Here is a 22,889-nt window from a genome sequence, read left to right as displayed (position 1 = left end):
TGCATACCCCAATGAAGCGATTATCACAGCGCTATAACACTACTCAGCATGATACGTGCCGTCTTTGTAGCTGATGATGTGGCGGGTACTCATCCTTAAGATGGATGTGCATTTTGTCATGTTGCGATAGCTTGATTGGAAGTCTTCTATCTGGCTTTATGAATCCCTAAATTTTAATCTGGAGGATATATGTCTCTTATTCACCTGCCTTCCAATTGCTCGATTGATGAAGTTATTGCCTGCTTGGATGCCGAAGGGTACTGCATTATCGATAACGCTGTGAGCGAGGCGGTTATAGATGCAGTCAACGATCAAATTCAACCCTACTTGGATCGCACCCCTGAAGGTGAGAACAATGCCGTAGGTAAGCTTACTCGCCGTTGCGGTGCGGTACCTGCCCGCTCTTCTGCATCTCACGCTATGGTTATGCACCCAACCGTGCTAGGAGCGACTAGAAAATTCTTGGGTAGAAATGCATCTGCGGTGCAGCTTAACCTAACCCAAGTCATATGCATTGATCCGGGACAGAAAGCTCAGTTTCTTCATCGTGATGAAGGTGCCTGGGATTGGTATGATCATTTTCCTGTAAACTTCCATATTGAAGTAAGTACTATCTGGGCCATGGACGATTTCACCGAGGAAAATGGCGCGACACGCGTTATCCCCGGGAGTCATAAGCATAACTTGCTTCCTCTGACTTTTGCTCAAGCTGACACTTTCGCAGCTGAGATGAAAAAGGGCTCAGTGCTCGTTTATACTGGCAAGACCATTCACGGCGGCGGTGAGAACAAGTCACAGTCTAGCCGCCGTGCACTGAATATTGATTACTGTGTGGGTTGGGTCAGGCAGGAGGAGAATCAGTACTTGTCAATTCCCTTGGAAGTGGCGAAAAACTTCACGCCGGAACTCCAGCGTCTTATCGGCTATGAAATGGGTGGAGCAAGCGTCGGTTATGTCCGGGAGTACGAGGATCCCCGTGTGGCGCTTTACCCCGAGCAGCCGTTCGATCAGAAGTTTTTCATGGAGTTACTGGAGAAAAGCTCCCATTTCTCCAACATTGGACGTAGTGTTTACGATTATGTAAAAAAGTAACTTATTGCCAGTATAGCTATCTAGGCCCGGACACATAGGGCCTGGACAGCCGAATTTTCAGGGGCACGGCCTCACGCTGTGTGCGCCTGTAGCTGAAATACTGGCGCAGTCAAAAGATAGGGCACATGTTTGGCTGGCTGAAGGAAGACCGCCGCATCGTTACGGACTTCTACAAACTCGCGAAAATTATGCGCGGATGGTTTCATTGGATTGTGCCATGCGATATTTTAAACAGTGTTTTTCGTGCAGAAGCTAGACTTTGCTAAAAACAGTTTTAGGTATTGCTAGGATGTGCTTTGTCAGAACGATCGCATAGTCGATGGCCTGATTGAGATGAGCTTCTGAGCCATCCCAGTGCCACCAGCTCCCAATGCCGTCCAGCGTCTTTCGAATGACTAGCGCGTCCTGAGTGCAGTTAGAGTGTCCTAAGTCGCGTGCGACAGCACAGTACATCTGATCGCAAAACTCTTCCCAGTCATTAACTTCGCGTCGTAGCTCCGGATCCAGTGAGTTATTTACTCTGTCAGTAGCAATCAATATGTCCCAAAGATCATTCTCAGGTTTAGACAGCTGTTGTGTAACATGAAATGCAACTAGGGAGGCCCAGTACTCCTCTGCGCAGGTACAGCCATGCAGTGCCTGGCGTAGACTTTTTGAGAAGTTATTGTAATGTCGATGAAGTGCCGCGGATACTATTTCATCCCGACCTCCTGGGAAATGAGAATATATCGTAGGGGGTTTGACGCCAGCTGCTGATGCGAGTGTGCGCATCGATACATTGGCAATGCCTTCACTCGTCGCAACTCGTAAGAACGAGTCCAGAATGGTCTGCTTACTTTTAGTCAGGCTGCCCCAATCGAATGTGCCGATGTATTTGTCGAGCATTGAAATCATGCTGTTAATGTTGTCAGGCTTGGTCATGGCGGCTGTTACCTGTTTCGGCTATGGGCCGAATGGTACACAAGGGAAGTGCGTGATTCCACCAAAACCTGATTGACCAGCCCTGAGTTAACCAGGAGAGCCGGAGTTGGCTCCCTGGTAAACCTGATGTCAGTGATGAGTGCGACCTAGACGCTCATACGTGTCTGGGCGTGCAACTTTATAATAGAGAGCCAACGCGATGCCTAAGATCATAATGGCCCCCATGCTGTAGAGCATCCAGGTACGTTGTCCGGGCTCACCGCCGACCAATAGTTCGAAATTCCTCTCAATGAGGTAAACGAGACCTACAAAAAAGATGGTTGAAATGGTTGGAGCAACCAGGGACTTTAATACACTGGCGTTTTGGCTCAGCCCTCTCTTGAAGTACCAAGCGAGGGCAGATAAGTTGACAAGCGTGAGCAGGAATATCACACCAGCGGTGCCGACGCCCGACAATTGGCCATACAGCAGGTCGGGCTTAACCTGCAATATAATAAAAGGTAACATCACCGATAATACCAGTAGAGACACGGCAATCGAAGCGATGTAGGGGGAAGAGTGATTGGCATGTACTTTGCGAAGCGCGGAAGGAAGCGCACCGTCTGTGCCCAAATTATAGAGATATCGGGAGAGTACGTTATGTATGGACAGAACGCACGCAAACGAGGAGGTCAATATCAATGCTGAAATGAGAATGTGAAATTTGCCGCTCACGTATTTGCCGAATGCGTCATTGAACATATTGGCTGGGGAATTGGTTGCTACATCCTGAATGCTGGTCCCATAGGCCATGATCATCGCATAGGCGCAGAATGTATAAATTACACCGATAAAAATAATTGCGCCGTAGGTGGCCATTGGAATCGTCTTGTCTGGCATTCGCACTTCGTCTCTGAACAGCGCAGTTGCCTCAAATCCCATGAAAAACGAAACTACGAACAGCATGGCAAACGGCAGGTTTACCGAATTCTTTGTTAGCTCTGAGGGGGACAAGGGGGCGATTGCCGTCACCGAAGCGTCGCCACCGTTGGACAATACTCCCACAGCAAAAATCATGCATATTATGATTTCCGCAACCATGACCCAAGTTAAAATCTTCGCAGACAGCTCTATATGAAGATAGCCCATGATGGCGACGGCAAACCAGCAGAGTAGAGCGTAGACGAACCAAGGATATGAGGTTCCGGAAATCTCTTTATGCAGGTCTGCCCCAGAGACACCGAAGTATGCGGCCACGCCGGTCAGAATCAGAAAGTACGATACCGCGGCCATCAGTCCTGCGCCAAGACCTGCGGGCTTTCCAAGCCCATAGCTAATGAAGGAATAGAAGTCTCCCGGGCGTTTGACTTCTGCGTTGAGCGTCACATATCCAATGCCGAAGATTAGAATCATGGCTGTGACGAAAATGAACGCGAGTGGACTGCCTACGCCTCCGAACATGAGTGCGACAGGAATGTATCCTGATACCGTGGTCAATGGTGCTGAGAAAGCCAGCACTGTGAGAGCCAAGCTGAATGCTCCCATCTCACCGGCGAGTTTTTTGTGTGTGGAAGGTGTATAGCTTTGCAAAGCTTTTGCCTGCATTGTTGTCGTCATTGCTATCTCCGAGGATATCTATTGGTCGATTCTTTCTGGAGGGCAGAGATATACAATTAAAAGTATTTTTATAATAAGTTTTAGTGAATTTCGCTTTACAGGTATTTCGTAAGCTTTTTCAGCTTGGCGAAGGTGGTCCTAACCCCGTTAAGGAAGAAACTGCTTTCCGAGGAACTACAGTTCTCTCCTTATACAGGTTGTATCGGTCCCGCAGGGGTTAGGGGGAGGGGCTCTTATTTGAAGATGAGTGGCAACGTAATGTAGTTACGAATTCGGTCATCGTTCATCGTGACGGGTTCTTCGGCCAATTCTATCCGTTTGAATCGCTGGGCGATTACATTCAGAGAAGCTTGGACCTCGGCACGGCTGATCACCTGCCCAGCGCAAGCGTGTACGCCTACACCGAACGAGACATGCTGGCTCGCTTCTTGCGGTCGGGTGTGATCGAATTGGTTAGGACGCTTGAAGACAGTCTCGTCTCTGTTGGCAGCCGCAGTCATGAAGCGTATGCAGGAGCCCGCCGGAATCGTAACGCCCCGAATCTCGATGTCCTCTGTCGGATAACGAGTGAACGATTGTTCGGGTGGGTTCAGACGTATGAATTCGTTGATCATGGCCTGGCGAACCTCCGGATTCTCCCGGTAAAGTTCAAATAAGTGCGGCTCGCGGGCAAAATGTTCCAGGATGGACGCAAGCAGGTACGCCGGGTTCGGTGCCCCCGAGAAGTAAAAAAGTACCAGTGTCTGTAGGACCTCATTGTGTGTCATATCGCTACTGGCCTCGAGGGCCAACATGGCATCAAGCAGACCATTACCTGGGTTGGCGCGCTTTTCGTCGATCATTGCCTTGCATTTGGCAAATAACCATTCAAAGCCGTCGCGAGCGCGGTCTTTGTCGGCCTGACTGGCTGCTGGAGTTTGCATGCCAACGATTTTCAAAGAATTAAGCGTCGCTAGCTCGATTTCATCTTCTGTGATGCCAAGTACACGGCACATAGTTATATGCGTGGGGACGACACAAATATGATGGTGCGCTTCAATATAACCATCGTGCTCTATCTGATTTAGTGCTTCTTCGGTCGCACTGGTCGTGTGTTTGACCCACTCTGCGACAAGTTTAGGTGTGAACCATTTGTTGGTGTGTCGCCGAACAGTCGTGTGTTTGGGGGGATCATAAAACAAGATCGTATCCAAGAACACATGCCAGTTATGAGGTTGCACCCAGTCAGGTTCAACCATGCTCATGGCGGGGTGCTTTACGTATTTTATGTAGTCTTCGTACCGCGAAACGATGTAGGTGCGCTCGTTTTCTTGGTACAGGGGGTAGTCTCGCTGCAGCCGGGCGTACCAAGGGTAGGGGTTGCGGCGAAAGTCGGGATGCGACCACGGTAGAACGTCATGGGTGATATTCATGAGTTATGCTCATTTGCACTATTGATTGTGATCATGTCAATCCAGGTGGTTGCGGCTAAGGTCAGCGACTTACCTGTGGCGGCATCGTGCATACCGGTTTCACCCAATTGGGTGGCGCCAAGCTCTATCAATTTCCGTGACACGATGTTGATCGCGTTGTTGAAATTGTTATAAGTACTGTCACCGAGGCCAAATGCCGAAAACGTTATGCCACTTAAGTCGGGAGTGTTTGAGTCAAGTTCGGCATAGAACGGTGCCGTCGTCTCGGGTAACTCACCTTCGCCATAGGTGGAGGTTACAATTACAAAATGCGGAATTTTTGAAAGCTCCGTGATGCTCAAGTTGTCTAGCGATTTAACATCTGCCTTGATTCCACGGGCTTCAAGATTTGCGGCTATATCATCCGCCGCCATCTCTGCGTTCCCACTCTCAGTGCCGTAGGCAACGAGTACATCAAACATGGTCTCACCTTTCCTATTGGTTAATGGGTCGAGTCAGGAGATCTGCTTTTGTATTAAGTTATGTCGTGCTGACGGAGTGCGATTTTGAGCATCATCAAAAGGTCCGACACCTTTTTTCGGCAGCGCGAGGCATTGGCTGAAGCTTGCTCATAATGATCAATGCGCTTCCAGCCTTCATAAGTGACGTGGTTAATGGGTAGATCTCGGGCTACAGATGCAAGACCGGGTTTCACTGCTTTGATTTTTTCGTTTTCAAAGTCTTCGATGATCCGTTCTGTTACTGCTTTTGCGTCTTTACGGTTTTCCGCTACGGTGCCGGTGGCACCCCTGCGGAGCCACCCAACTCTATAAATCGAGTCACCTTCAAAGCTGTCTTGGGGAATTATTTGATTAGGTTCAGCACCGTTGGTAAATCCGATTGCGGTAATGATTGAATCGAAAATCCGTGATGATTCTGAGTCGGTGTTTTTACTGCTACTGATCAGTTCCGCTCCGAAGCCTTCTACATAAGAAATTGACTGAGGCACTTCGTTGAAGATGAATGTCAGGCTGACCTGTGCTTCGGTCTCACCTTTGTCTGCAGCTTGAGCCTCTCTCAGCATTTGGGCGATGGTACCGACGTCGGTCTCTCGTAACCCCTCCACGCTTATTTTCACGTTAGGTAAAGCAACCAACTCAGCCATCATTGAGTCGTCGCACTTCGCTTCGTCCGCACTTGAACGGCTGATGAGCGTGATGTCCCTGACGCTCGCGGTACCTAGCTTTGTTCGAGTTCCATCGCAAATGTCTGAACCGGCCAATGCATCATCGGTTTTAGCGATCATCCGTAATGTGTCGATGGCTACATTGCCACCGCCAATCACTGCGATACGTTTTCCTAGACGTCTTGTTTCGCCAGTTGCGTCCACTGGCAGGTTCGCCTCAGGATGTCCGTTAAGCGCTTTTAAAAGCGTGCCGGCACCCAATACTGGAGCCGCCGAAGCCATGGGTATGTTCAACATGGCGTCATAATTGAGCCCTGTTGCCAACACCACTACATCGTAAGATTCAGTTAGCTTTGCGAAGGAGATATCTCTACCAATAGCGACGTTGCCCCGAAACTCGACGGTTTCTTTTTCCAAGAGACGTTCGAATTGTTGTGTGACAGCCTTGCTTCCCTGGTGATCGGCGGCCACCCCATAGCGGACAAGCCCGTAAGGAACCGGAAGGGCTTCGAAAATCGTGATCTGCGACTTGGGCCATTTCTTGTTGAGGAACTGGGTGACGTAGCAACCAGAGGGGCCACTTCCCACGATTGCTATGGTTGGAAATTGGGTAGGCATCAGCATTCTCGCTCGGGCTGCAGGGGCAGTCGTCTCTAGGCTCAGCAATAGGCTTCGGGTATCCGTACGAACAGTCGTTCGGTTACTGGTTTTAGCAATGTGCATGCCAACTGAGAGGCGGCCCTGCTTTAACGGGCTACGCGATAGGAATGTCTGGATGAGTGCACCATAAGAAAGCGAAGCGCTCTTATTAGGTGCCTGTCTCAACTACAGGGCTGGCTTTTTCCTTTCTTTGCCACTAGATAAGCCTCGGCCATCTTTTTGACGGCGGGCTCGATATCATTCGTCCTGATTCCCCCATAACCCAGGACATAGCCTTTCATGGAGTGCGGCAGTTGGTGATAGAGGCTTAGGTCGCGCAGATATACGCCTCTCATTCTGGCTTCTGCTGTCATTCTGGTAAGGTCGATGTAGGAGGTGAATTGGATGGTCAGGTGCAGTCCGGTGTTACCGGTTGAAACCGTTATGGAGTCACCGAAGTGTTCGTTCAACGCACGTTTCAGTTCGCGCTGACGTTCAGCGTAAATGCTCCGCATTCTTCTGATATGGGTCGCGAAATAGCCTTCGCCGATGAAGTCGGCCATGGCGGCCTGAAGCCCAAGCTGGCCTGGGCGGTACAACTGAGTCAGGCCACTGGCGAAGGCATCGGCGAGTGCTTCGGGCACCACCAGGTAACTCATTCGCAATCCTGGGTACATTACCTTGCTAAAAGTGCCCAGATAGATGACCCGCTCATGTTCATCGAGTCCCTGCAGGGAGGGTAGGGGACTGGAGTCATAACGGAACTCGCTGTCGTAGTCGTCTTCAATAATCCAGAAGTTATGTTCCCTGGCTAACTCAATCAGCAGTCGGCGCCGATGCACACCCATCGACCCTCCCATCGGATATTGGTGCGACGGTGTCGTGAAGAGTAATTTTGGCAGGTCTTCAGGCTTGGTTTTCTGGAATGGAAAGAGCTGGGCAGCGATACCCTCCTCGTCGATCGGAACAGGCACGACTCTCAGGCTTGCCGCTTTCCAGATAAGTGCTGTGCTCCAGTTGCAGGGTTCCTCGATCAGTGCGACGTCGTCTGCGTCGGCCAGCATATGGGCGCACAAGTCCAGGGACTGATTCGTGCCCATCGTGATCAGGATCTGGTGCGGGCTGCATTTTACCGAGCGCGATATCTGCAAGTACTCCGCGAGGGCTTGACGCAGAGGCAGGTAACCCCCATCGCTGCTGTAGCCGGTCAGCGCCGAGAACGGTTTCCTGGCGTATCGATTCTGCATTCGTTGCCAGATATGGAAGGGGAAGTTGGTGGTGTCGGCAACACCCGGGACGAATGCCCCTTCATGCTCTATCGCCCCGTGAGTCCCACCGACCAATTCGACTGCCCGGCGTGACAGCCCTGGTCTGTCCTCAGCCGCCGAAGGGCCCACAGCCACCTGTACCCGACTGACCGGGGGGTGAATATCGGCCACGAAACTGCCGCTGCCATGGGCGCTGATGATATATCCCTCGGCGCCCAGTTTGTCGTAGGCCAGGGTGACGGTCATGCGTGAAACCTTCAACTCTTTGGCCAGCGCGCGAGTGGCAGGTAGGCGATGCCCCGGGGCCAGCTTCGCGTCAAGAATCGCCTGCTGCACCACTTTGTAGATTTGCCGTTGCAGCGATATTCCGCTGTCTTCCTTCAGCGTGGCGAGAATCAGGTCAGACAGTAGATTGGGGTCAAAAGTGGACATAACAACTCGTTCCGATTGGACATAGGTGCTAAGTCCATACTGTCATAGTTTGTCTGTACAGAGGAGCACCGCCGGGTCGTGACGTACTGGTTGCCCTGCCACAGTTTCTACAGACGAGCGTGAGAGTAACTATGAGCACTACACAAGAGTTCGTGATTGATCTGTTGATTGACGGCAAGCTGGTTCGCGGCGAAGGCCACGCAGAAACGCTGCTGAACCCGGCCACCGGTCGAGTGCTGGGAGAAGTGCCTGAAGCCAGCCCCGAACAGATCGATAAAGCGATAGCGGCCGCTCGCAAGGCGTTCCCGGGCTGGTCGCAGTTGCCCCCAGGGAAACGTTCGGCGCTGTTGCTGAAAATTGCCGATCGAATCGAACAGGAAGGTGCCGCTTTCGCCCAAATCGAATCGTTGAACGTGGGCAAGCCCTACGAGCGCATGCTTGAAGATGAGATACCGGGCGTAGTCGATAACATTCGCTTTTTTGCCGGTGCGGCGCGTTGCCTGACCGGGCTGGCGGCCGGTGAATACGCAGCCAACCACACGAGCATCATTCGGCGTGACCCGGTAGGGGTGGTGGGCGCCATCGCCCCCTGGAACTTCCCGCTGGCAATGGCCACCTGGAAAATCTTTGCGCCGATTGCCGTGGGCAATACCGTGGTGATGAAACCTTCGGAAAACACCCCGCTCACCGCATTGAAACTGGGCAGTATTCTTGCCGAGATGCTGCCGCCTGGCGTGGTCAATATCGTCACCGGGCGCGGGCAAACGGTCGGCCAAGCGCTGGGCGAACATCCGGGTATCAACATGATGTCCATCACCGGAGATGTCACCACTGGCCAGAAAGTCCTGCAAGCGGCGACAGGCAATCTCAAGCGCACCCATCTCGAGCTGGGCGGCAAGGCGCCGGTGATCGTGATGGCCGACGCGGACCTTGAGGCAGTAGTGTCCACCGTACGCTCGGCTGGCTTCTACAACGCCGGCCAGGATTGCTGCGCCGCTTGCCGAATCTATGTGCATGAAAGTGTTCACGATGAACTCGTCGCGGCTCTCAAGGTGGCGGTGTCTTCGATCAAACTGGGGCCGACCGACCAGGCGGGTACAGAACTCGGTCCGCTGGTCAGCGCCCGGCAGCGTGAACGCGTTGGGGGCTTTGTCGACCGGGCGAAGGAACAACCGCATATCCAGGTCGTCACCGGCGGCAAGTATGGGGCGGGTAATGGTTTCTACTACGAGCCGACGCTCGTCGTCGGGGCCTTGCAGACCGATGAAATTGTCCAGCGCGAAGTCTTTGGCCCCGTGGTTTCCGTGACGGCCTTCCAGGACGTCGACCAAGTCATCGGTTGGGCAAACGACAGCCGCTATGGGCTGGCTTCCTCGGTCTGGACCCGTGATGCCAAGACCGCTGCCAAGGTCAGTGCGCGTCTGCAATACGGCACGACCTGGGTCAATCAACACTTCACCCTCCTGAGCGAAATGCCCCATGGCGGCATGAAGATGTCCGGTTATGGCAAGGATCAGTCGATCTACTGCCTGGAAGACTACACGGTCGTTCGTCACGTCATGATGAACTTCGAATGATATGACGCCCCCGCTCCGGCGGGGGTACTCCCGAAATTCGAGATTCGGGACTTCTTTGAACGCACCGCAGAGCGACCTGTTTATCAGGTTGCGGCTGAACCGTGCTTCGAAAACGGGTCCTGAATAGCATTAGGCAGCATATCCAATGACGATTAACGGTCTTTCGCTATCACTGAGCAATATGACGACCGCTGTCGAAGAGACGCCTTTGGCGTTAGTCGAAGCGCTTGTTCTGGACCGGTATGGCATGAGTGTCCGATGCACGCGAATCAGTTGCGAGCGTGACGAGCTGTTCCATGTTTTTTCAATCGATGGCTTGCAGTACATCCTGCGGATGTCGAACCCGGCAGATGATCACGCGACTATTGATATGCAGATTCAAGCGCTGGCCTGGCTGGCCGAACGCGCACCGCATATTCCAGTTCCCCTGATGATTGCTTCGCTCGACGGCGAAACGTCCTTTGCAGCGAACGTGGGTGACAACCCGAGACGAATTATCTGGATGACTTCGTTTCTGGAAGGCTTGGCGTTGCCGAAAAGCGCCAGCTCGCCAGCCCAGTTGCGCAACATCGGCATCAGTCTGGCCGAACTTGGGTTAGCGCTACGTGGTTTCAATCACCCCGGTGCTGATCGAGTCCTGGCGTGGGACATTCAGCAAGCCGCAGCTTGCCGGGAAATGCTGCCGTCAACGCAGCATGCCGATGGCAATAAACCCTGGAACCTGGTCCGGGCAGGCTTCGATTATTTCGATGAAGTCGTCTACCACCGACTGATCAAAATGCGCAGCCAGGTGGTCCATGCCGACTTCAATCCACACAACATACTGATGGATGAGGGGTGCCACGATGAAGTCTCGGGCATTCTCGATTTTGGCGACATGGTGGCGACCCAGCTGATCAACGACATCGCCATTGCCGCCAGTTACCACACCGACGGCGACCATCCGTTGAGCAAGGTGGCCGAGATGCTTGGCGCCTATCACCGCGTGCTGCCGCTCCTGGTCGAGGAAGTGGACTTGCTCTTTGACCTGATTGTCACGCGTTTGTGTACCGCGATTGCGATCACCGAATTCCGGGCACGCCTATATCCCGCAAACCGTCCTTACATCCTCAAGAACACAGGCGTTGCCTGGGATGGGCTCCAGCGATTGGCGCAAGTCAGTCGGGCGGATGCCCAATCCATTCTTCGCAAAGCATGCAACCTGGAGTGAAACAATGAATCGTCCATTGATGATCAACTCGTTCGATCCTGCTCAGGCTCATGGCCTGGACCCAGAGATCGAGCAACTGCTCAAGCGCCGCACAAAAGTGCTCGGCCCGTCCTACAAGTTGTTCTATGAAAAGCCTGTGCACTTCGTCCGCGCCGAAGGCGTGTGGATGTACGACTCACACAACACGCCGTACCTGGATGTGTACAACAACGTGCCTTCGGTAGGGCATTGCCATCCTCATGTCGTGGAAGCGGTTTCCAAGCAGATGGCGCTGCTCAATACTCACACACGCTATCTGTACGACACTGTACTGACCTACGCCGAAAAACTGATCGCTACCTTCCCCCAAGAGTTGGCGAACGTCATGTTTACTTGTACTGGTAGTGAGTCATCGGACCTTGCGGTACGAATCGCCCGTTGCCATACCGGCAATACCGGCATCATCGTGACTGAAAACGCCTATCACGGTATTACTGCCGCGATTGCCGAGATGTCACCCTCCTTGGGAGAAGGCGTGGCGCTGGGCAGCATGGTGCGCCTGGTCCCTGCGCCGGATGCGTATCGGGCGGGGGACAAGGACGTCGGCGACGCATTTGCCGAGTCGGTCGAGGCGGCGATTGCGGACATGCTGCGCCATGGCATCCGTCCGGCGGCGCTGGTGACGGACACCATCTTCTCCAGCGACGGCGTCTTCTCTGATCCACGTGGTTTTCTGGTCAAGGCCGTCGAAGCGGTCCGCCGGGCCGGCGGGCTGTTCATCGCTGACGAGGTCCAGCCTGGTTTCGCGCGCACCGGCGATGCGTATTGGGGCTTCCAGCGTCACGGTGTCGTGCCGGACCTGGTGATCATGGGCAAACCGATGGGCAACGGTCTTCCCATCGGTGGTGTGGTGGCGAAACCGGAATTGCTGACCCGTTTTGCAACGACCGCCCGCTATTTCAATACCTTTGGTGGCAACCCGGTTTCCACCGCCGCGGCGATGGCGGTGATGGAAGTGATCGAAGCGGAAGGCCTGCAGAAGAATTCCCTGGTGGTCGGTGATGTATTGCGGGCCGGCCTGCGTGATCTGGCCAAGGAATATCCGGTGATCGGTAATGTCCGGGGGGCGGGGCTGTTCATTGGTGCGGAGTTCGTCAAGGACCCGCTCACCAAAGAGCCGTACGAGGAGCTGGCGATGCAGGTGGTCAACAAGTTGCGTGACCACAACGTGTTGATCAGCGCTTCCAGTCCGTTGGGCAACGTGCTGAAGATACGCCCGCCGTTGCCATTTACCGCCGACAACGCCGCCTACTTCCTGGACATCCTGTCCGATGTCATGGCCGACCTGAGCAAGACCACCGGTGTGAGGGGGTGATGATGAGAACCTATTCCATGCTGATCTACTTCACCGGCAAAGCCGAAGCCATCGGTTACGCCACCGGTGTCGTACGGTCCCGTGCACAGGGCCTGATACTTGCACTCGATCCAGCGATGGATGTGCAGGGCGAGGGTGCGTTGCAGGTTCCGACGGATGTTGCGCACTTCGATACGGTGGTGACCGTGCGCGGCGAGCAAAGTTGGGAAACCGGTCGAGTCGACTTCCCCGGGATCGACAGCTATCTCGACGTTGAAACGGTCATGCCGGGCCAGTTCAAAGTGCAGGAAAGCGGCTACAGCACCGGTTCAATCGCTTGGCGCGTGATTCGTGGTGGTGGCCGATTCGAAGGCGCGACCGGCATTGTGACGGGTAATTTCGTCGGTCACCCGGATGACACCTTTACCGATCACCAGTTGTTCAAGTTGGTGCTGCCGGCCTGAGTCGCTGGCGGTGCAGGCGGCCTGTTCACCTTGCGGGTGGGCAGGCATTCGATTTCACATTCAGATGGAATGACGCCGTGAGTAAGCATAACGATCTTGATGCCCTGATCATCGGTGCCGGCCATAACGGGCTGGTGTGCGCAAACTACCTGGCCAGGGCAGGCCTCAAGGTATTGGTGTTGGAGGCCCGGCCGATTGTGGGTGGCGCCTGTACCAGTGAAGAACTGATACCGGGCGCCATTTTCTCTTCGTGTTCGTACATTCAGATGATGTTTCGACAGGAGGTGGTCGACGATCTGGAACTGAAAAAGTACGGCCTGGAGTCGGTGGCTCCGAGCTTGCAGGAAATGGCGCTGTGGGACGACGGCGATCGCGTGATGTTCTGGCAGGAGATCGACAAGACCCTGCGTTCGATCGAAGAACACAACAAGGTCGATGGCGCCAACTTCATGCGTTTCGCCACGCGGCTCAAGCGTTTCGGCGAGTTGACGCATGAGATCCAGCTCAGCGATCCGCCGACCCAACAACGCTTGAAGGCGATCTTTGACGACGCCGGTGAAAGTGCGCTGTACGACGCGTTCATGACGGCTTCGGCCGAGGACTTGCTGAAGGACTACATAGAATCCGATCGTCTGCGCGGCTTCATGATGTTCATGGGCCTGGTTTCCACGTGGGGAAGTCCGACCACGCCAGGCACGGCCTATGTGTATGGCTATCACGCGTTGGGAGAGTTCGAGGGGCAGTTCGGTCGCTATGGCCTGCCGAAAGGCGGCATGGGCATGATCAGCGAATCGCTGGTCAACGCCTTGCAAGCATTTGGCGGGAGGGTTGAAACGAGTACGCCCATCCAGCAGGTGTTGATTGAAGAGGGTAAGGCCGTGGGGGTTGTGCTGGCCTCGGGCGAGCAGCTTCGCGCGCCGCTGGTCATTTCCGGTGCAGACCCGACTCGCTCGCTGGTGGGGTTGTTGCCCGAAGGGACGCTACCGGAGGCCGCGGCAGCCGATGCCAAGGAGATTGATCAGCGCGGCTCCATGGCGCGTATTCACCTGCTGGTCGACGCGCTGCCGGATTATGTCGGCTTTCCAGCCGGCAAGCTGGGACCCCAGCATCAGGGCTTGAACATTCTCGGCCCATCCCCGGCCCTGTATGAAATGGCTTGGCAAGCACAGCAGCGTGGCGAGTTCCCGGATGACATGGTGGTCGAGGCGCTGATTCCCTCCGTGACCCACCCGGAGCTGGTGAGCCAGCCAGGAACTCATACGCTCTCGTTGGGGGTGCAGCAGCTGCCCTTTGACCTGGCCCATGGCGATTGGGACACACGCAAGGAAGAGTGGGCCGACAAGGTGCTGGAGATCTATTTCCGCTATGCACCAAACATGCGCAATCACATTCTCGCTCGCCACGTGATCACTCCACTGGACCTGCATCGCGACTACCACATTACCCGTGGAAACATCTTCCACCAGTCCATGATCGGCCTGGACAACCTCTTCGACAATCGCCCCATCAAAGCGGCGGCGCATTACCGGACGCCGGTTCCAGGGTATTACCTCTGTGGTTCCGGCAGCCATCCTGGCGGTGGTGTCAGCGGCATGCCCGGGCACAACGCGGCGCAACGCATCCTGGCCGACCTGGCCGGGCAAACCGATACCGCCGCTGGGCGCAAGGTGCTCAAGGCGGATAGCGGGTTGATCGGCAATTTATTGAAAACGGATGTCGGGCAACGTCTCGGCTATCAGGTCGCCAGGTCGCGCATTTTTCGAAGCCTGACCGAGCGCCTGAGCAAATGACAGCGATGGTGTACCAGATGCCTTTTCTTGATGGAAAGGCAGGCCTAACCGAATAGGTGATCACTACATGAAACTTCCAATCTTTACGCCAGGCTCCAGCGATGGCGGCAGACGCAAAATGTTCGTCAATGGCCAATGGATCAGCGCCTTTGGGTGGTTCCCGGTGCGCTCTCCCGCAACCGGGGAAATCATCGCCGAGCTTCCGAGCGCCGGTATTGAAGAGGCGATGTTGGCAGCCGATGCCGCCAGTGCCGCATTCCAGAGCTGGCGTCAGACAACTGCTTATCATCGGTGCGCACTGCTGCGTGCCTGGTACAACGCCGTCATTGAACACACCGAGGGCATTGCCCGTACCATCTCCCTGGAAATGGGCAAGCCGATCCAGGAGGCTCGTGGAGAAGTCGCTTACGCCGCTTCGTTTATCGAGTGGTTTGCCGAAGAAGGGCGGCGTGTCGGTGGCGAAAGCATGCCGAGCCAACATGGCAACAAACGGCTGACAACCCTGCAACAGCCGGTTGGGCCTGTGTATGCCGTTACGCCGTGGAATTTTCCTGCGGCGATGATCACCCGCAAGCTGGCGCCGGCGCTGGCGGTGGGGTGTACGGCCATTGTCAAACCTCCCGTGCAAGCACCGCTCACAGCATTGTATTTCGCCAAGTTGTGGGAAGAAGTCGGGGGACCTTCCGGAACCTTGCAGGTGATTACCACCACGGATCCGAGGACGGTGTCGCAGGTGATGTTCGATGACCCGCGTATTCGCAAACTCACCTTTACCGGTAGTACTGAGGTGGGCAAGCGCCTGTACGAACAATCGGCCAAGACACTGAAAAGGATCTCCCTGGAATTAGGGGGCCATGCGCCTTTCATCATTTTTGACGATGCCGACCTGGACGCGGCCGTGGATGAGGTCGTGGCGTGCAAATTCCGCAATGCTGGGCAGACCTGTGTGTGCACCAATCGCATCTATGTCCATCGCTCGATTGCCAATCAGTTCGCCGAAAAACTCGCCGTTGCGGTCAATCGGCTTCAGGTGGGCGACCCATTGCTGGAGTCGACACGGATAGGCCCGTTGGTGGATGGACATGCACGCGATAAGGTACTCAGCCATATCGCCGATGCGGTGGCCCAAGGTGCTCGAGTCATCGCTGGAGGTGCCCGGATGGAAGGCTTCTATGTTCAACCGACCGTGCTCCAGGACGTGACGGCAACGATGCTGATCATGCAGGAAGAAACCTTTGGCCCGGTGGCACCGCTGATCACCTTCGACACTGAAGCTGAGGTGGTGGCGGCAGCCAATGCATCGCCGTACGGCTTGGCGGCCTATCTGTGGACAAGGAACTTGACCCGCGCGCAACTGGTGGCTGAGGCATTGGAATACGGAATGATCGGCGTCAACGATGGAGCACCATCGACCGCGCAAGCGCCATTCGGTGGCAATAAAGACAGCGGACTGGGCAGGGAAGGTGGTCACTGGGGACTTCAGGAGTATCTCGACGTGAAGTTCATCTCGACCAAACTTGAACGTTGCACTTTGGAGTCATAAACATGCGTCTTACATGATGAACGCCTGCTCTAAAGCAGTTGATTTTGGCGCGAACAGTCTGGAGAGAATTTCTGGTTGTCGCGGTACAGGAATATGACGGACCTACAAACAAAGTCTGCACCGATTCATCAATAATAAGGACACTTGTCACTCCGAAAAACCAGAACGTGCCGAGGTGTATATAGGCACGCCTGCCGAGTATTGCTTGTTTAACGACTGCCTCGCTTTACCGAAATAAAAAACTCACTACCTACAGGGTTTTAGCGATGTCATACGAATATAGTAATAAATCAGCTACGCTGGACTTAACGGGATCCACACCGGGCAAGACCATGAACCCAAGTTCTGATAGCCGAGACCTCGAACGCAACAGTATCGGCATCATGGGCATCGTGTTCTTCGTGATTGCCGCTGCGGCGCCATTGACCGTGGTTGTCGCGTTGTTCCCTGTCATCATCGGTTCCGGAAATGGCATCGGCATCGCCGGCGCATTTGTGGCGGTCGCCCTGGTGCTGTTGCTGTTCGCTGTGGGCTACGTGGCGATGAGTAAGCACATCACCAACGCCGGGGCGTTCTACGCCTACATCACTAAAGGCGTCGGCCGCCCCATGGGACTGGGCTCTGCTTCTTTGGCAATTTTTTCCTATAACGCGATTCAACTGGGGCTGTACGGCGGGATCGGCTATTACCTCAATGAGTTGCTCGGCAAACAACTCAATCTCCATTTGCCGTGGTGGGTGTACTCGTTCACCGCCATGGCGATGTGCCTATGGCTGGGGTTGCGGCGTTTACATGCAGGGGCCGTGGTGTTGGCGGTCCTGCTCACGCTGGAGACGGTCATCATTCTGATACTGGACCTGGGCATTTTGTTTGGCGACCACTCGGTGCCAGTGAGCCAGTTGTCGTTCGAACCGTTCAGTCCGTCGGCGACATTCTCTGGCGCAATTGGTGTCGCCCTGATGTTCGCCCATGCATCGTTCATCGGCTTCGAGGGCACTGCCATTTATGGTGAGGAAGCGCGCGACCCCAAGCGCACGGTGCCGATAGCCACCTATATCGCAGTGATTTTCATGGGCGTGTTTTATGCGCTGACAGCCTGGTTGATCATCAACGCAATCGGTACAACCGAAGCAGTGGCGGTGGCCAAGGACCAATCGGGCAACCTGATTTTCTGGGTCAGCGACAAGATCCTCGGTGGCTGGGCAACGGAGTTGTTTCAAGTGCTGGTGATTACCAGCCTGTTCGCTGCCATCGTAACGTTCCACAGCAACGTTGCCCGTTACCTCTACTCATTGGGGCGCCAGGGGTTGCTCAGCCAGAAACTGGGCTCGACTCACCCCGTACAGAAGTCACCCCATGTGGCGTGCTACGTGCAAACCGCAATGGTTGCCGTGGTGGTCGCGATATTCGCGGTGCTGGGATTGAATCCCTACGACACACTCTTCACTTGGTTCACCGGAGTCGGCGCGGCAGGGATCATCACCATTCAGTGCATCGCCAGCATTGCGATCTTCGTGTTCTTCCGTCGTTCCACGGTAGACAAACGGTTGTGGCATACCTTTTTCGCGCCGCTGTTAAGCGTCGCGGGTCTCCTGCCGTTTCTTTATTTCGCCCTGACTAGCTTCGATGTCCTGCTGGGCGTACAGGGCGCACTTGAAGTGTTCTTCATGGTGCTGTTGTTTGGATCGTTTGCGCTGGGTTTCCTGGGTGCATTCTACTTGAGTGCCCGGTCCCCCGAGAAATATGCACGGTTGGAGTCTTCGTTAGGCGATCAAGTCTGACACTTCGGTGACCTGCCTTTGCCGCTGCTGCGATGGGTGCAGTAGCGGCTGAATCAATGATGGTGAACGTAACGTTCTTCACTGCGCTTTGTCATTGCTTGAGTCGATTTAATTCATGGCTATTGCTGCTTGATAAACTAAAGAGGAAGTGTGATGAGCAAGACGTTTCGAATTGCCGCGATTGCCGGCGACGGAATCGGCGTGGAAGTGATGCCTGAGGGTATTAAAGTCGTGCAGAAGGCTGCCGCCAAATATGGTATTGAGCTTGAGTTTCAAAACTTTGAGTGGGCCAGTTGCGATTATTATCTCGCCTGCGGCAAGATGATGCCCGATGATTGGTTTGAGCAACTTAAAGGTTTCGATGCTATTTATTTTGGTGCCGTCGGTTGGCCGGATAAAGTACCGGACCATATTTCCCTTTGGGGGTCCTTGTTGAAATTTCGCAGGGAGTTCGATCAATACGCAAACATACGCCCGGTGAAGCTGTTCCCAGGTGTGGCCTGCCCCTTGGCCAATCGCAAGCCTGGGGACATCGACTTCATCGTTGTCCGGGAAAATACCGAAGGTGAATATTCTTCAGTGGGGGGCCGGGTCTTTGAAGGTACTGAACATGAATTCGTGCTGCAGGAATCTGTATTCACCCGCCGAGGTGTCGACCGCATCCTCAAATACGCCTTCGACCTCGCCCAGACACGATCACGCAAATATGTGACCGCCGCTACCAAGTCAAATGGCATGGCGATCAGCATGCCGTACTGGGACGAACGTGTCGCGGCAATGGCGGATAACTACCCCGATATCAAATGGGACAAGCAACATATCGACATCCTGTGTGCCCGCTTTGTCTTGCATCCGGATCGCTTTGATGTGGTGGTGGCGTCCAATCTGTTTGGCGACATCCTCTCTGATCTCGGTCCAGCTTGCACGGGCACCATTGGTATTGCTCCGTCGGCCAACCTCAATCCGGAGCGCAAGTTTCCGTCGCTGTTCGAACCCGTCCACGGCTCGGCGCCGGACATCTTCGGCAAGAACATTGCCAATCCTATTGCCATGATCTGGTCGGGTGCGTTGATGCTCGATTTCCTGGGGGACGGTCCAGAGTTCCGTGCGGCTCATGATGCAATCCTGCAGGCTATCGAGACTGTGATTGCCCAAGGCCCGAAAACGCCTGATTTGGGCGGACAGGGATCTACCCAGGAAGTAGGCCAAGCGATCGCCGACGCGCTTTGACTTCACCAGTTTAGCCAGTGGCGGTGCTTTCTTCGTTGGGCCGTCACCGGCGTTTTGTTTAGGCGTGATCTCGCAGCGTGTGGAAGTAAACCCGCAGGACCATGCACTCGAATGACTGAAGAGTTGCAGTAACTCAAGGAGCGTAGAAATGTCCATCCCCAGCTTTTCCATAAAGCTTCGCATAACGTTGCTCGCAGGCATTTGCATGCTGTGTGTAGCGGCCATCTTGATAGGTTTTTCAATCTACCGGATCGACGCTATTTCGATATTGAGCAATGAATCCAGCTCGGTCACCCTCAAGGAAGGTGCATTGCAGTACATGACCAAGCTGGGCGAGCAGCAGGCCCAAGTGGTGAGTCAGCGATTCGGCACCAGTAGGGTGTTTGGCGATACGGTCATGCGCCAAGTGATGTTCCAGCGTGAACAGGCTACGCGGCTCGGCATGGACACCAAAACACTGCGCGGTGATCTTTTCAAGCTCATGCAACTGCAAGTGGCTGCTAACGGCGAGGTATTAGGTCTAGGGGTAGGATTCGAGCCCAATGCATTGGATGGCGATGACGCTCGTTTTGCTAACCAACAAACCGATGGGGGAAATGAGAAAGGTCGTTTCGCTTCCTATGCGTCCACTGTTGTGCCGAGCTACACCATGAGCGAAAAGGAGATGGCCGATGACGGAAGTCCAGGTACTTTTTGGTACACCTGTGCGTTCAAGACCAAACGAGACTGCGTAAGTAACCCCTATTCGTTCACCAATGCCCAGGGGCTGACGACGCTGATGTCGACGGTTTCGGTTCCCTTGCTCAACGGTGATGCCGTGCTCGGCGTTCTTTGTGTGGACTTGAGTCTGGCGAGTCTGCAGGAGCTGGTGGAAAGGTCGAGCAGAGCGCTTTACGACGGCCATGCGCAAGTGAGCTTCATCAGTGCTGACGGTGTCGTTGCCGCCCGCAGTGGTGAACCCCTGATGGCGGGGAAGCCTTTGGCAGACAGCGATCCTGAACTTGAACAAAAAATCCGGGTGAGTGCGAAAGGTGACGTTCCTGAGGTCATCGAGCGTAACGGAAATGTCGTCGTGATCATGCCGTTTTCCCCCATTCCAGGTGCACAACGCTGGAGTGTTGTCATTCAGGTACCAGAAGCTGTATTGCTTGCCTCGGCACTACAACTCAAGGGCGTCATGGATAAAGCCAACAGGGATGCGGTTGGCGTTCAACTCACGATGGGTATCCTGGCTGCATTATCAGGGCTGGTGTTGATATGGTTGCTGGCGCGTAGCATCACTCGACCGATCCTGCGTGTTGCCGCGGTGTTTCAGGACATCGCGAGTGGTGAGGGGGATCTGACACGGCGGGTGGCCTATGAAAGGCATGATGAAATCGGGAACTTGACGAGTTGGTTCAACCGGTTTCTTGACAAGCTGCAGCCAATTATCGCTCAGGTGAAATCGTCAGTTGATGACACCCGTCATACTGCCGACCAGGCTGCGGAGATTGCGACTCGAACCAATAGCAGCATGCAGCAACAACTGCTTGAAGTTGACCAGGTCGCCACTGCATCCAAGGAAATGAGCATGACTTCGCAGGAGGTGGCGAGGAATGCTGCGTTGGCGGCTCAAGCAGTTCGTAATGTTGATCTCGCCACCCAGGAGGGTGTGCAGACTATCAACGTCACCACGGATTGCATCACACAACTTGCTTCGGAAATGCACCAGGCCATGCAACAAGTAGAAGCCTTGGCCAATAATAGCGAGCACATCGGATCAGTCCTCGAAGTCATTCGTTCTGTTGCCGAGCAAACGAATCTTCTCGCCTTGAACGCTGCAATTGAAGCCGCCAGGGCAGGGGAGTCTGGTAGAGGGTTTGCGGTAGTCGCGGACGAGGTGCGTCATTTGGCCAAGCGCACCCAAGAGTCGGTAGGTCAGATCCAGCACGTCATCGAACAACTTCAATCAGGCACTCGAAGCGTGGTTCAGTCGATGCAAAACAGCCGCAGACAGGCCGATAGCAGTGTTGAACAGGTGACACTTGCCGTGGGAGCGCTTCAAAAAATCAATCAGGGCATCGAAATAATCAGTGAGATGAATATTCAGATTGCCAGTGCAGCAGAAGAGCAGAGTGTCGCGTCAGAGGAGGTGAACCGTAATTTAACCAGCATTCGGGACGTCACGGATGTCCTGGCACGCCAATCGAGAGACTCTGCGAGCATCAGTCAATCCTTGAATTCGCTGGCGAATCATCAGCAGCAGCTTATGGGCGGTTTCTGCACCTGAAATCGAGTCGTTCCTGTATCGATAGCTGAATTCACAACCATCGCGAAGAGGCGCGAGCACGTAAGCGTCAGATAGAAAAGGGCCGCAAGGCTCTTTTTTTGTTCGAGCGAAACCCACTGAAACCACCCCTGTTCTCAACAAGCTGTTCCTGTGACTGAAAGCGTTGCGCGACTTGCCCAGCAGCGCATGTTTTTGGGCTGTCATAGCGCGCATATCATCACTTCCCGGAAATTCGCTTCTCTACCCTCTCTACTTGGGAGGGGAGGCAGTCCGTTTTTTTAATCAAGCTCAACACCAGAAGTGCCGGCAGAGTGGATTGCTTGCGAGGTAGGCCTGGCTATTCATCAATATAATCATGAGGTGACCGAGTTGGACTATCGAAGCATCACGCTGGAAATCACAGACGGCGTTGCCCGCCTCACGTTGAACCAACCGGAGCGACTCAACAGTTTGTCGGCAGAGATGAATGCGCAAATCCTGCATGCGTTGTTGCATTGCGAAGCCAGTTCCGAGGTGCGGGTGCTGCTGATCCAGGCGAAAGGGCGTGGCTTCTGTGCGGGTGCCGACCTGAACCAGGCGTCGATGAAAGGATCTGCGCCTGACTTGGGCGATGTGATCCAGCAGCAATACAACCCGATCGCCGAGAAGCTGCTGTCGATGGCAAAGCCCGTCGTTTGTGCGGTGAACGGCGTGACCGCAGGTGCCGGCGTCAACTTCGTCTTGTGTTGCGATATCGCAGTCGCAGCGAAATCGGCGAGCTTTCTCCAGGCCTTCACCAAGATCGGCCTGATGCCGGACATGGGCGGTACTTTCTTCCTACCACGGCTTGTCGGTACTGCGCGGGCTATGGGGCTGGCGCTCTTGGCCGAACGGCTCAGTGCGGAGGAGGCCGAGAAGTGGGGGTTGATCTGGAAGTGTGTCGAGGATGAGCAGTTGCCGGCTGAGGCTGACGCTATTGCGCGCAAATTGGCGAGCATGCCTCCGTTGGCCCTGCAAATGACCAAGCGCGCCCTGCGTGAGTCGACCCAGCATTCTTTTGTCGAACAAGTCACTCTTGAGCGTGATCTGCAGCGGGTTTTGGGTTTTACGCAGGACTTTGCGGAGGGGGCGAATGCATTTCTTGAAAAGCGCGCACCCCACTTCGTCGGGAAGTAATTCGTTGCGTGC

17 protein-coding genes and 1 pseudogene are annotated in these 22,889 nt (G+C 54.5%); 12 read left to right on the top strand and 6 right to left on the bottom strand.

Features of this window, described 5'->3' with window-relative positions; genetic code table 11:
• Positions 1-189 precede the first annotated feature (189 nt).
• Positions 190-1,092, top strand: coding sequence for a phytanoyl-CoA dioxygenase family protein (locus tag FGE05_RS09105; RefSeq protein ID WP_139644106.1), 903 nt, complete (start codon positions 190-192; stop codon positions 1,090-1,092).
• A 252-nt stretch (positions 1,093-1,344) separates the two neighbouring features.
• Here FGE05_RS09105 and FGE05_RS09100 read toward each other — a convergent pair whose 3' ends face one another.
• The 6 genes from FGE05_RS09100 to FGE05_RS09075 form a co-directional block, all read right to left on the bottom strand.
• The gene (locus tag FGE05_RS09100; RefSeq protein ID WP_139644104.1) at positions 1,345-2,013 is read right to left on the bottom strand and encodes a TetR/AcrR family transcriptional regulator; all 669 of its coding nucleotides are present in this window, start codon (positions 2,011-2,013) and stop codon (positions 1,345-1,347) included.
• 129 nt (positions 2,014-2,142) lie between these two features.
• Complete coding sequence (locus FGE05_RS09095) at positions 2,143-3,609, bottom strand: APC family permease (RefSeq protein ID WP_139644102.1); 1,467 nt, start codon at positions 3,607-3,609, stop codon at positions 2,143-2,145.
• 233 nt (positions 3,610-3,842) lie between these two features.
• Positions 3,843-5,021, bottom strand: a complete 1,179-nt coding sequence (locus tag FGE05_RS09090; protein ID WP_139644099.1) for a cytochrome P450 — start codon at positions 5,019-5,021, stop codon at positions 3,843-3,845.
• Positions 5,018-5,482 carry a flavodoxin family protein gene (locus FGE05_RS09085; protein ID WP_139644096.1) on the bottom strand — a complete coding sequence of 155 codons (465 nt, stop codon included), beginning with the start codon at positions 5,480-5,482 and terminating at the stop codon, positions 5,018-5,020. The genes FGE05_RS09090 and FGE05_RS09085 overlap by 4 nt, the downstream gene beginning before the upstream one ends.
• A gap of 53 nt (positions 5,483-5,535) precedes the next feature.
• Entirely contained in the window at positions 5,536-6,804 is a 1,269-nt protein-coding gene (locus FGE05_RS09080; protein ID WP_176562996.1) for an FAD-dependent oxidoreductase, read from the bottom strand.
• Between the two features lie 203 nt (positions 6,805-7,007).
• Complete coding sequence (locus tag FGE05_RS09075; RefSeq protein WP_139644091.1) at positions 7,008-8,525, bottom strand: PLP-dependent aminotransferase family protein; 1,518 nt, start codon at positions 8,523-8,525, stop codon at positions 7,008-7,010.
• 131 nt (positions 8,526-8,656) lie between these two features.
• On the opposite strand from FGE05_RS09075, the gene FGE05_RS09070 reads away from it, so the two are divergent.
• The 11 genes and pseudogenes from FGE05_RS09070 to FGE05_RS09025 all read left to right on the top strand — a co-directional run bounded on the left by FGE05_RS09070 (position 8,657) and on the right by FGE05_RS09025 (position 22,877).
• Positions 8,657-10,102, top strand: coding sequence for a gamma-aminobutyraldehyde dehydrogenase (locus FGE05_RS09070; RefSeq protein ID WP_139644087.1), 1,446 nt, complete (start codon positions 8,657-8,659; stop codon positions 10,100-10,102).
• A 145-nt stretch (positions 10,103-10,247) separates the two neighbouring features.
• The gene (locus tag FGE05_RS09065) at positions 10,248-11,312 is read left to right on the top strand and encodes a phosphotransferase (RefSeq protein WP_139644086.1); all 1,065 of its coding nucleotides are present in this window, start codon (positions 10,248-10,250) and stop codon (positions 11,310-11,312) included.
• A gap of 4 nt (positions 11,313-11,316) precedes the next feature.
• Positions 11,317-12,666: an aspartate aminotransferase family protein gene (locus FGE05_RS09060; RefSeq protein WP_139644083.1), complete on the top strand. Its 1,350-nt coding sequence runs from the start codon at positions 11,317-11,319 to the stop codon at positions 12,664-12,666.
• Positions 12,667-12,668: 2 nt separating this feature from the next.
• Complete coding sequence (locus FGE05_RS09055) at positions 12,669-13,109, top strand: hypothetical protein (RefSeq protein ID WP_218938869.1); 441 nt, start codon at positions 12,669-12,671, stop codon at positions 13,107-13,109.
• Positions 13,110-13,186: 77 nt separating this feature from the next.
• Positions 13,187-14,899: an NAD(P)/FAD-dependent oxidoreductase gene (locus FGE05_RS09050; RefSeq protein ID WP_139644078.1), complete on the top strand. Its 1,713-nt coding sequence runs from the start codon at positions 13,187-13,189 to the stop codon at positions 14,897-14,899.
• A 118-nt stretch (positions 14,900-15,017) separates the two neighbouring features.
• Complete coding sequence (locus tag FGE05_RS09045) at positions 15,018-16,442, top strand: NAD-dependent succinate-semialdehyde dehydrogenase (protein ID WP_139644075.1); 1,425 nt, start codon at positions 15,018-15,020, stop codon at positions 16,440-16,442.
• A gap of 332 nt (positions 16,443-16,774) precedes the next feature.
• Positions 16,775-18,223 carry an APC family permease gene (locus FGE05_RS09040; protein ID WP_176562995.1) on the top strand — a complete coding sequence of 483 codons (1,449 nt, stop codon included), beginning with the start codon at positions 16,775-16,777 and terminating at the stop codon, positions 18,221-18,223.
• Between the two features lie 153 nt (positions 18,224-18,376).
• On the top strand, positions 18,377-19,453 hold the full coding sequence (locus FGE05_RS09035) for a tartrate dehydrogenase (RefSeq protein WP_139644067.1): 1,077 nt from the start codon (positions 18,377-18,379) through the stop codon (positions 19,451-19,453).
• Between the two features lie 148 nt (positions 19,454-19,601).
• A pseudogene (locus FGE05_RS30350) lies at positions 19,602-20,864 on the top strand (HAMP domain-containing protein); the annotation flags it as partial.
• Between the two features lie 102 nt (positions 20,865-20,966).
• Positions 20,967-21,722 carry a methyl-accepting chemotaxis protein gene (locus FGE05_RS30345; RefSeq protein WP_373682453.1) on the top strand — a complete coding sequence of 252 codons (756 nt, stop codon included), beginning with the start codon at positions 20,967-20,969 and terminating at the stop codon, positions 21,720-21,722.
• A 369-nt stretch (positions 21,723-22,091) separates the two neighbouring features.
• Positions 22,092-22,877: an enoyl-CoA hydratase-related protein gene (locus tag FGE05_RS09025; protein WP_139644062.1), complete on the top strand. Its 786-nt coding sequence runs from the start codon at positions 22,092-22,094 to the stop codon at positions 22,875-22,877.
• The last annotated feature ends 12 nt before the right edge of the window (positions 22,878-22,889 follow it).

Source organism: Pseudomonas sp. ICMP22404 (assembly GCF_006227205.1).
In the GTDB taxonomy this organism is placed as follows: Bacteria; Pseudomonadota; Gammaproteobacteria; order Pseudomonadales; family Pseudomonadaceae; genus Aquipseudomonas.
The sequence above is the reverse complement of the archived record's forward strand: the minus strand, read 5'-3'. Positions and strand labels throughout refer to the sequence as shown.

Coding starts and splice junctions, on each gene's coding strand:
- FGE05_RS09105 (WP_139644106.1), top strand. CDS start 190: ATGTCTCTTATTCACCTGCCTTCCAATTGCTCGATTGATGAAGTTATT.
- FGE05_RS09100 (WP_139644104.1), bottom strand. CDS start 2,013: ATGACCAAGCCTGACAACATTAACAGCATGATTTCAATGCTCGACAAA.
- FGE05_RS09095 (WP_139644102.1), bottom strand. CDS start 3,609: ATGACGACAACAATGCAGGCAAAAGCTTTGCAAAGCTATACACCTTCC.
- FGE05_RS09090 (WP_139644099.1), bottom strand. CDS start 5,021: ATGAATATCACCCATGACGTTCTACCGTGGTCGCATCCCGACTTTCGC.
- FGE05_RS09085 (WP_139644096.1), bottom strand. CDS start 5,482: ATGTTTGATGTACTCGTTGCCTACGGCACTGAGAGTGGGAACGCAGAG.
- FGE05_RS09080 (WP_176562996.1), bottom strand. CDS start 6,804: ATGCCTACCCAATTTCCAACCATAGCAATCGTGGGAAGTGGCCCCTCT.
- FGE05_RS09075 (WP_139644091.1), bottom strand. CDS start 8,525: ATGTCCACTTTTGACCCCAATCTACTGTCTGACCTGATTCTCGCCACG.
- FGE05_RS09070 (WP_139644087.1), top strand. CDS start 8,657: ATGAGCACTACACAAGAGTTCGTGATTGATCTGTTGATTGACGGCAAG.
- FGE05_RS09065 (WP_139644086.1), top strand. CDS start 10,248: ATGACGATTAACGGTCTTTCGCTATCACTGAGCAATATGACGACCGCT.
- FGE05_RS09060 (WP_139644083.1), top strand. CDS start 11,317: ATGAATCGTCCATTGATGATCAACTCGTTCGATCCTGCTCAGGCTCAT.
- FGE05_RS09055 (WP_218938869.1), top strand. CDS start 12,669: ATGAGAACCTATTCCATGCTGATCTACTTCACCGGCAAAGCCGAAGCC.
- FGE05_RS09045 (WP_139644075.1), top strand. CDS start 15,018: ATGTTCGTCAATGGCCAATGGATCAGCGCCTTTGGGTGGTTCCCGGTG.
- FGE05_RS09040 (WP_176562995.1), top strand. CDS start 16,775: ATGAACCCAAGTTCTGATAGCCGAGACCTCGAACGCAACAGTATCGGC.
- FGE05_RS09035 (WP_139644067.1), top strand. CDS start 18,377: ATGAGCAAGACGTTTCGAATTGCCGCGATTGCCGGCGACGGAATCGGC.
- FGE05_RS30345 (WP_373682453.1), top strand. CDS start 20,967: ATGCAGCAACAACTGCTTGAAGTTGACCAGGTCGCCACTGCATCCAAG.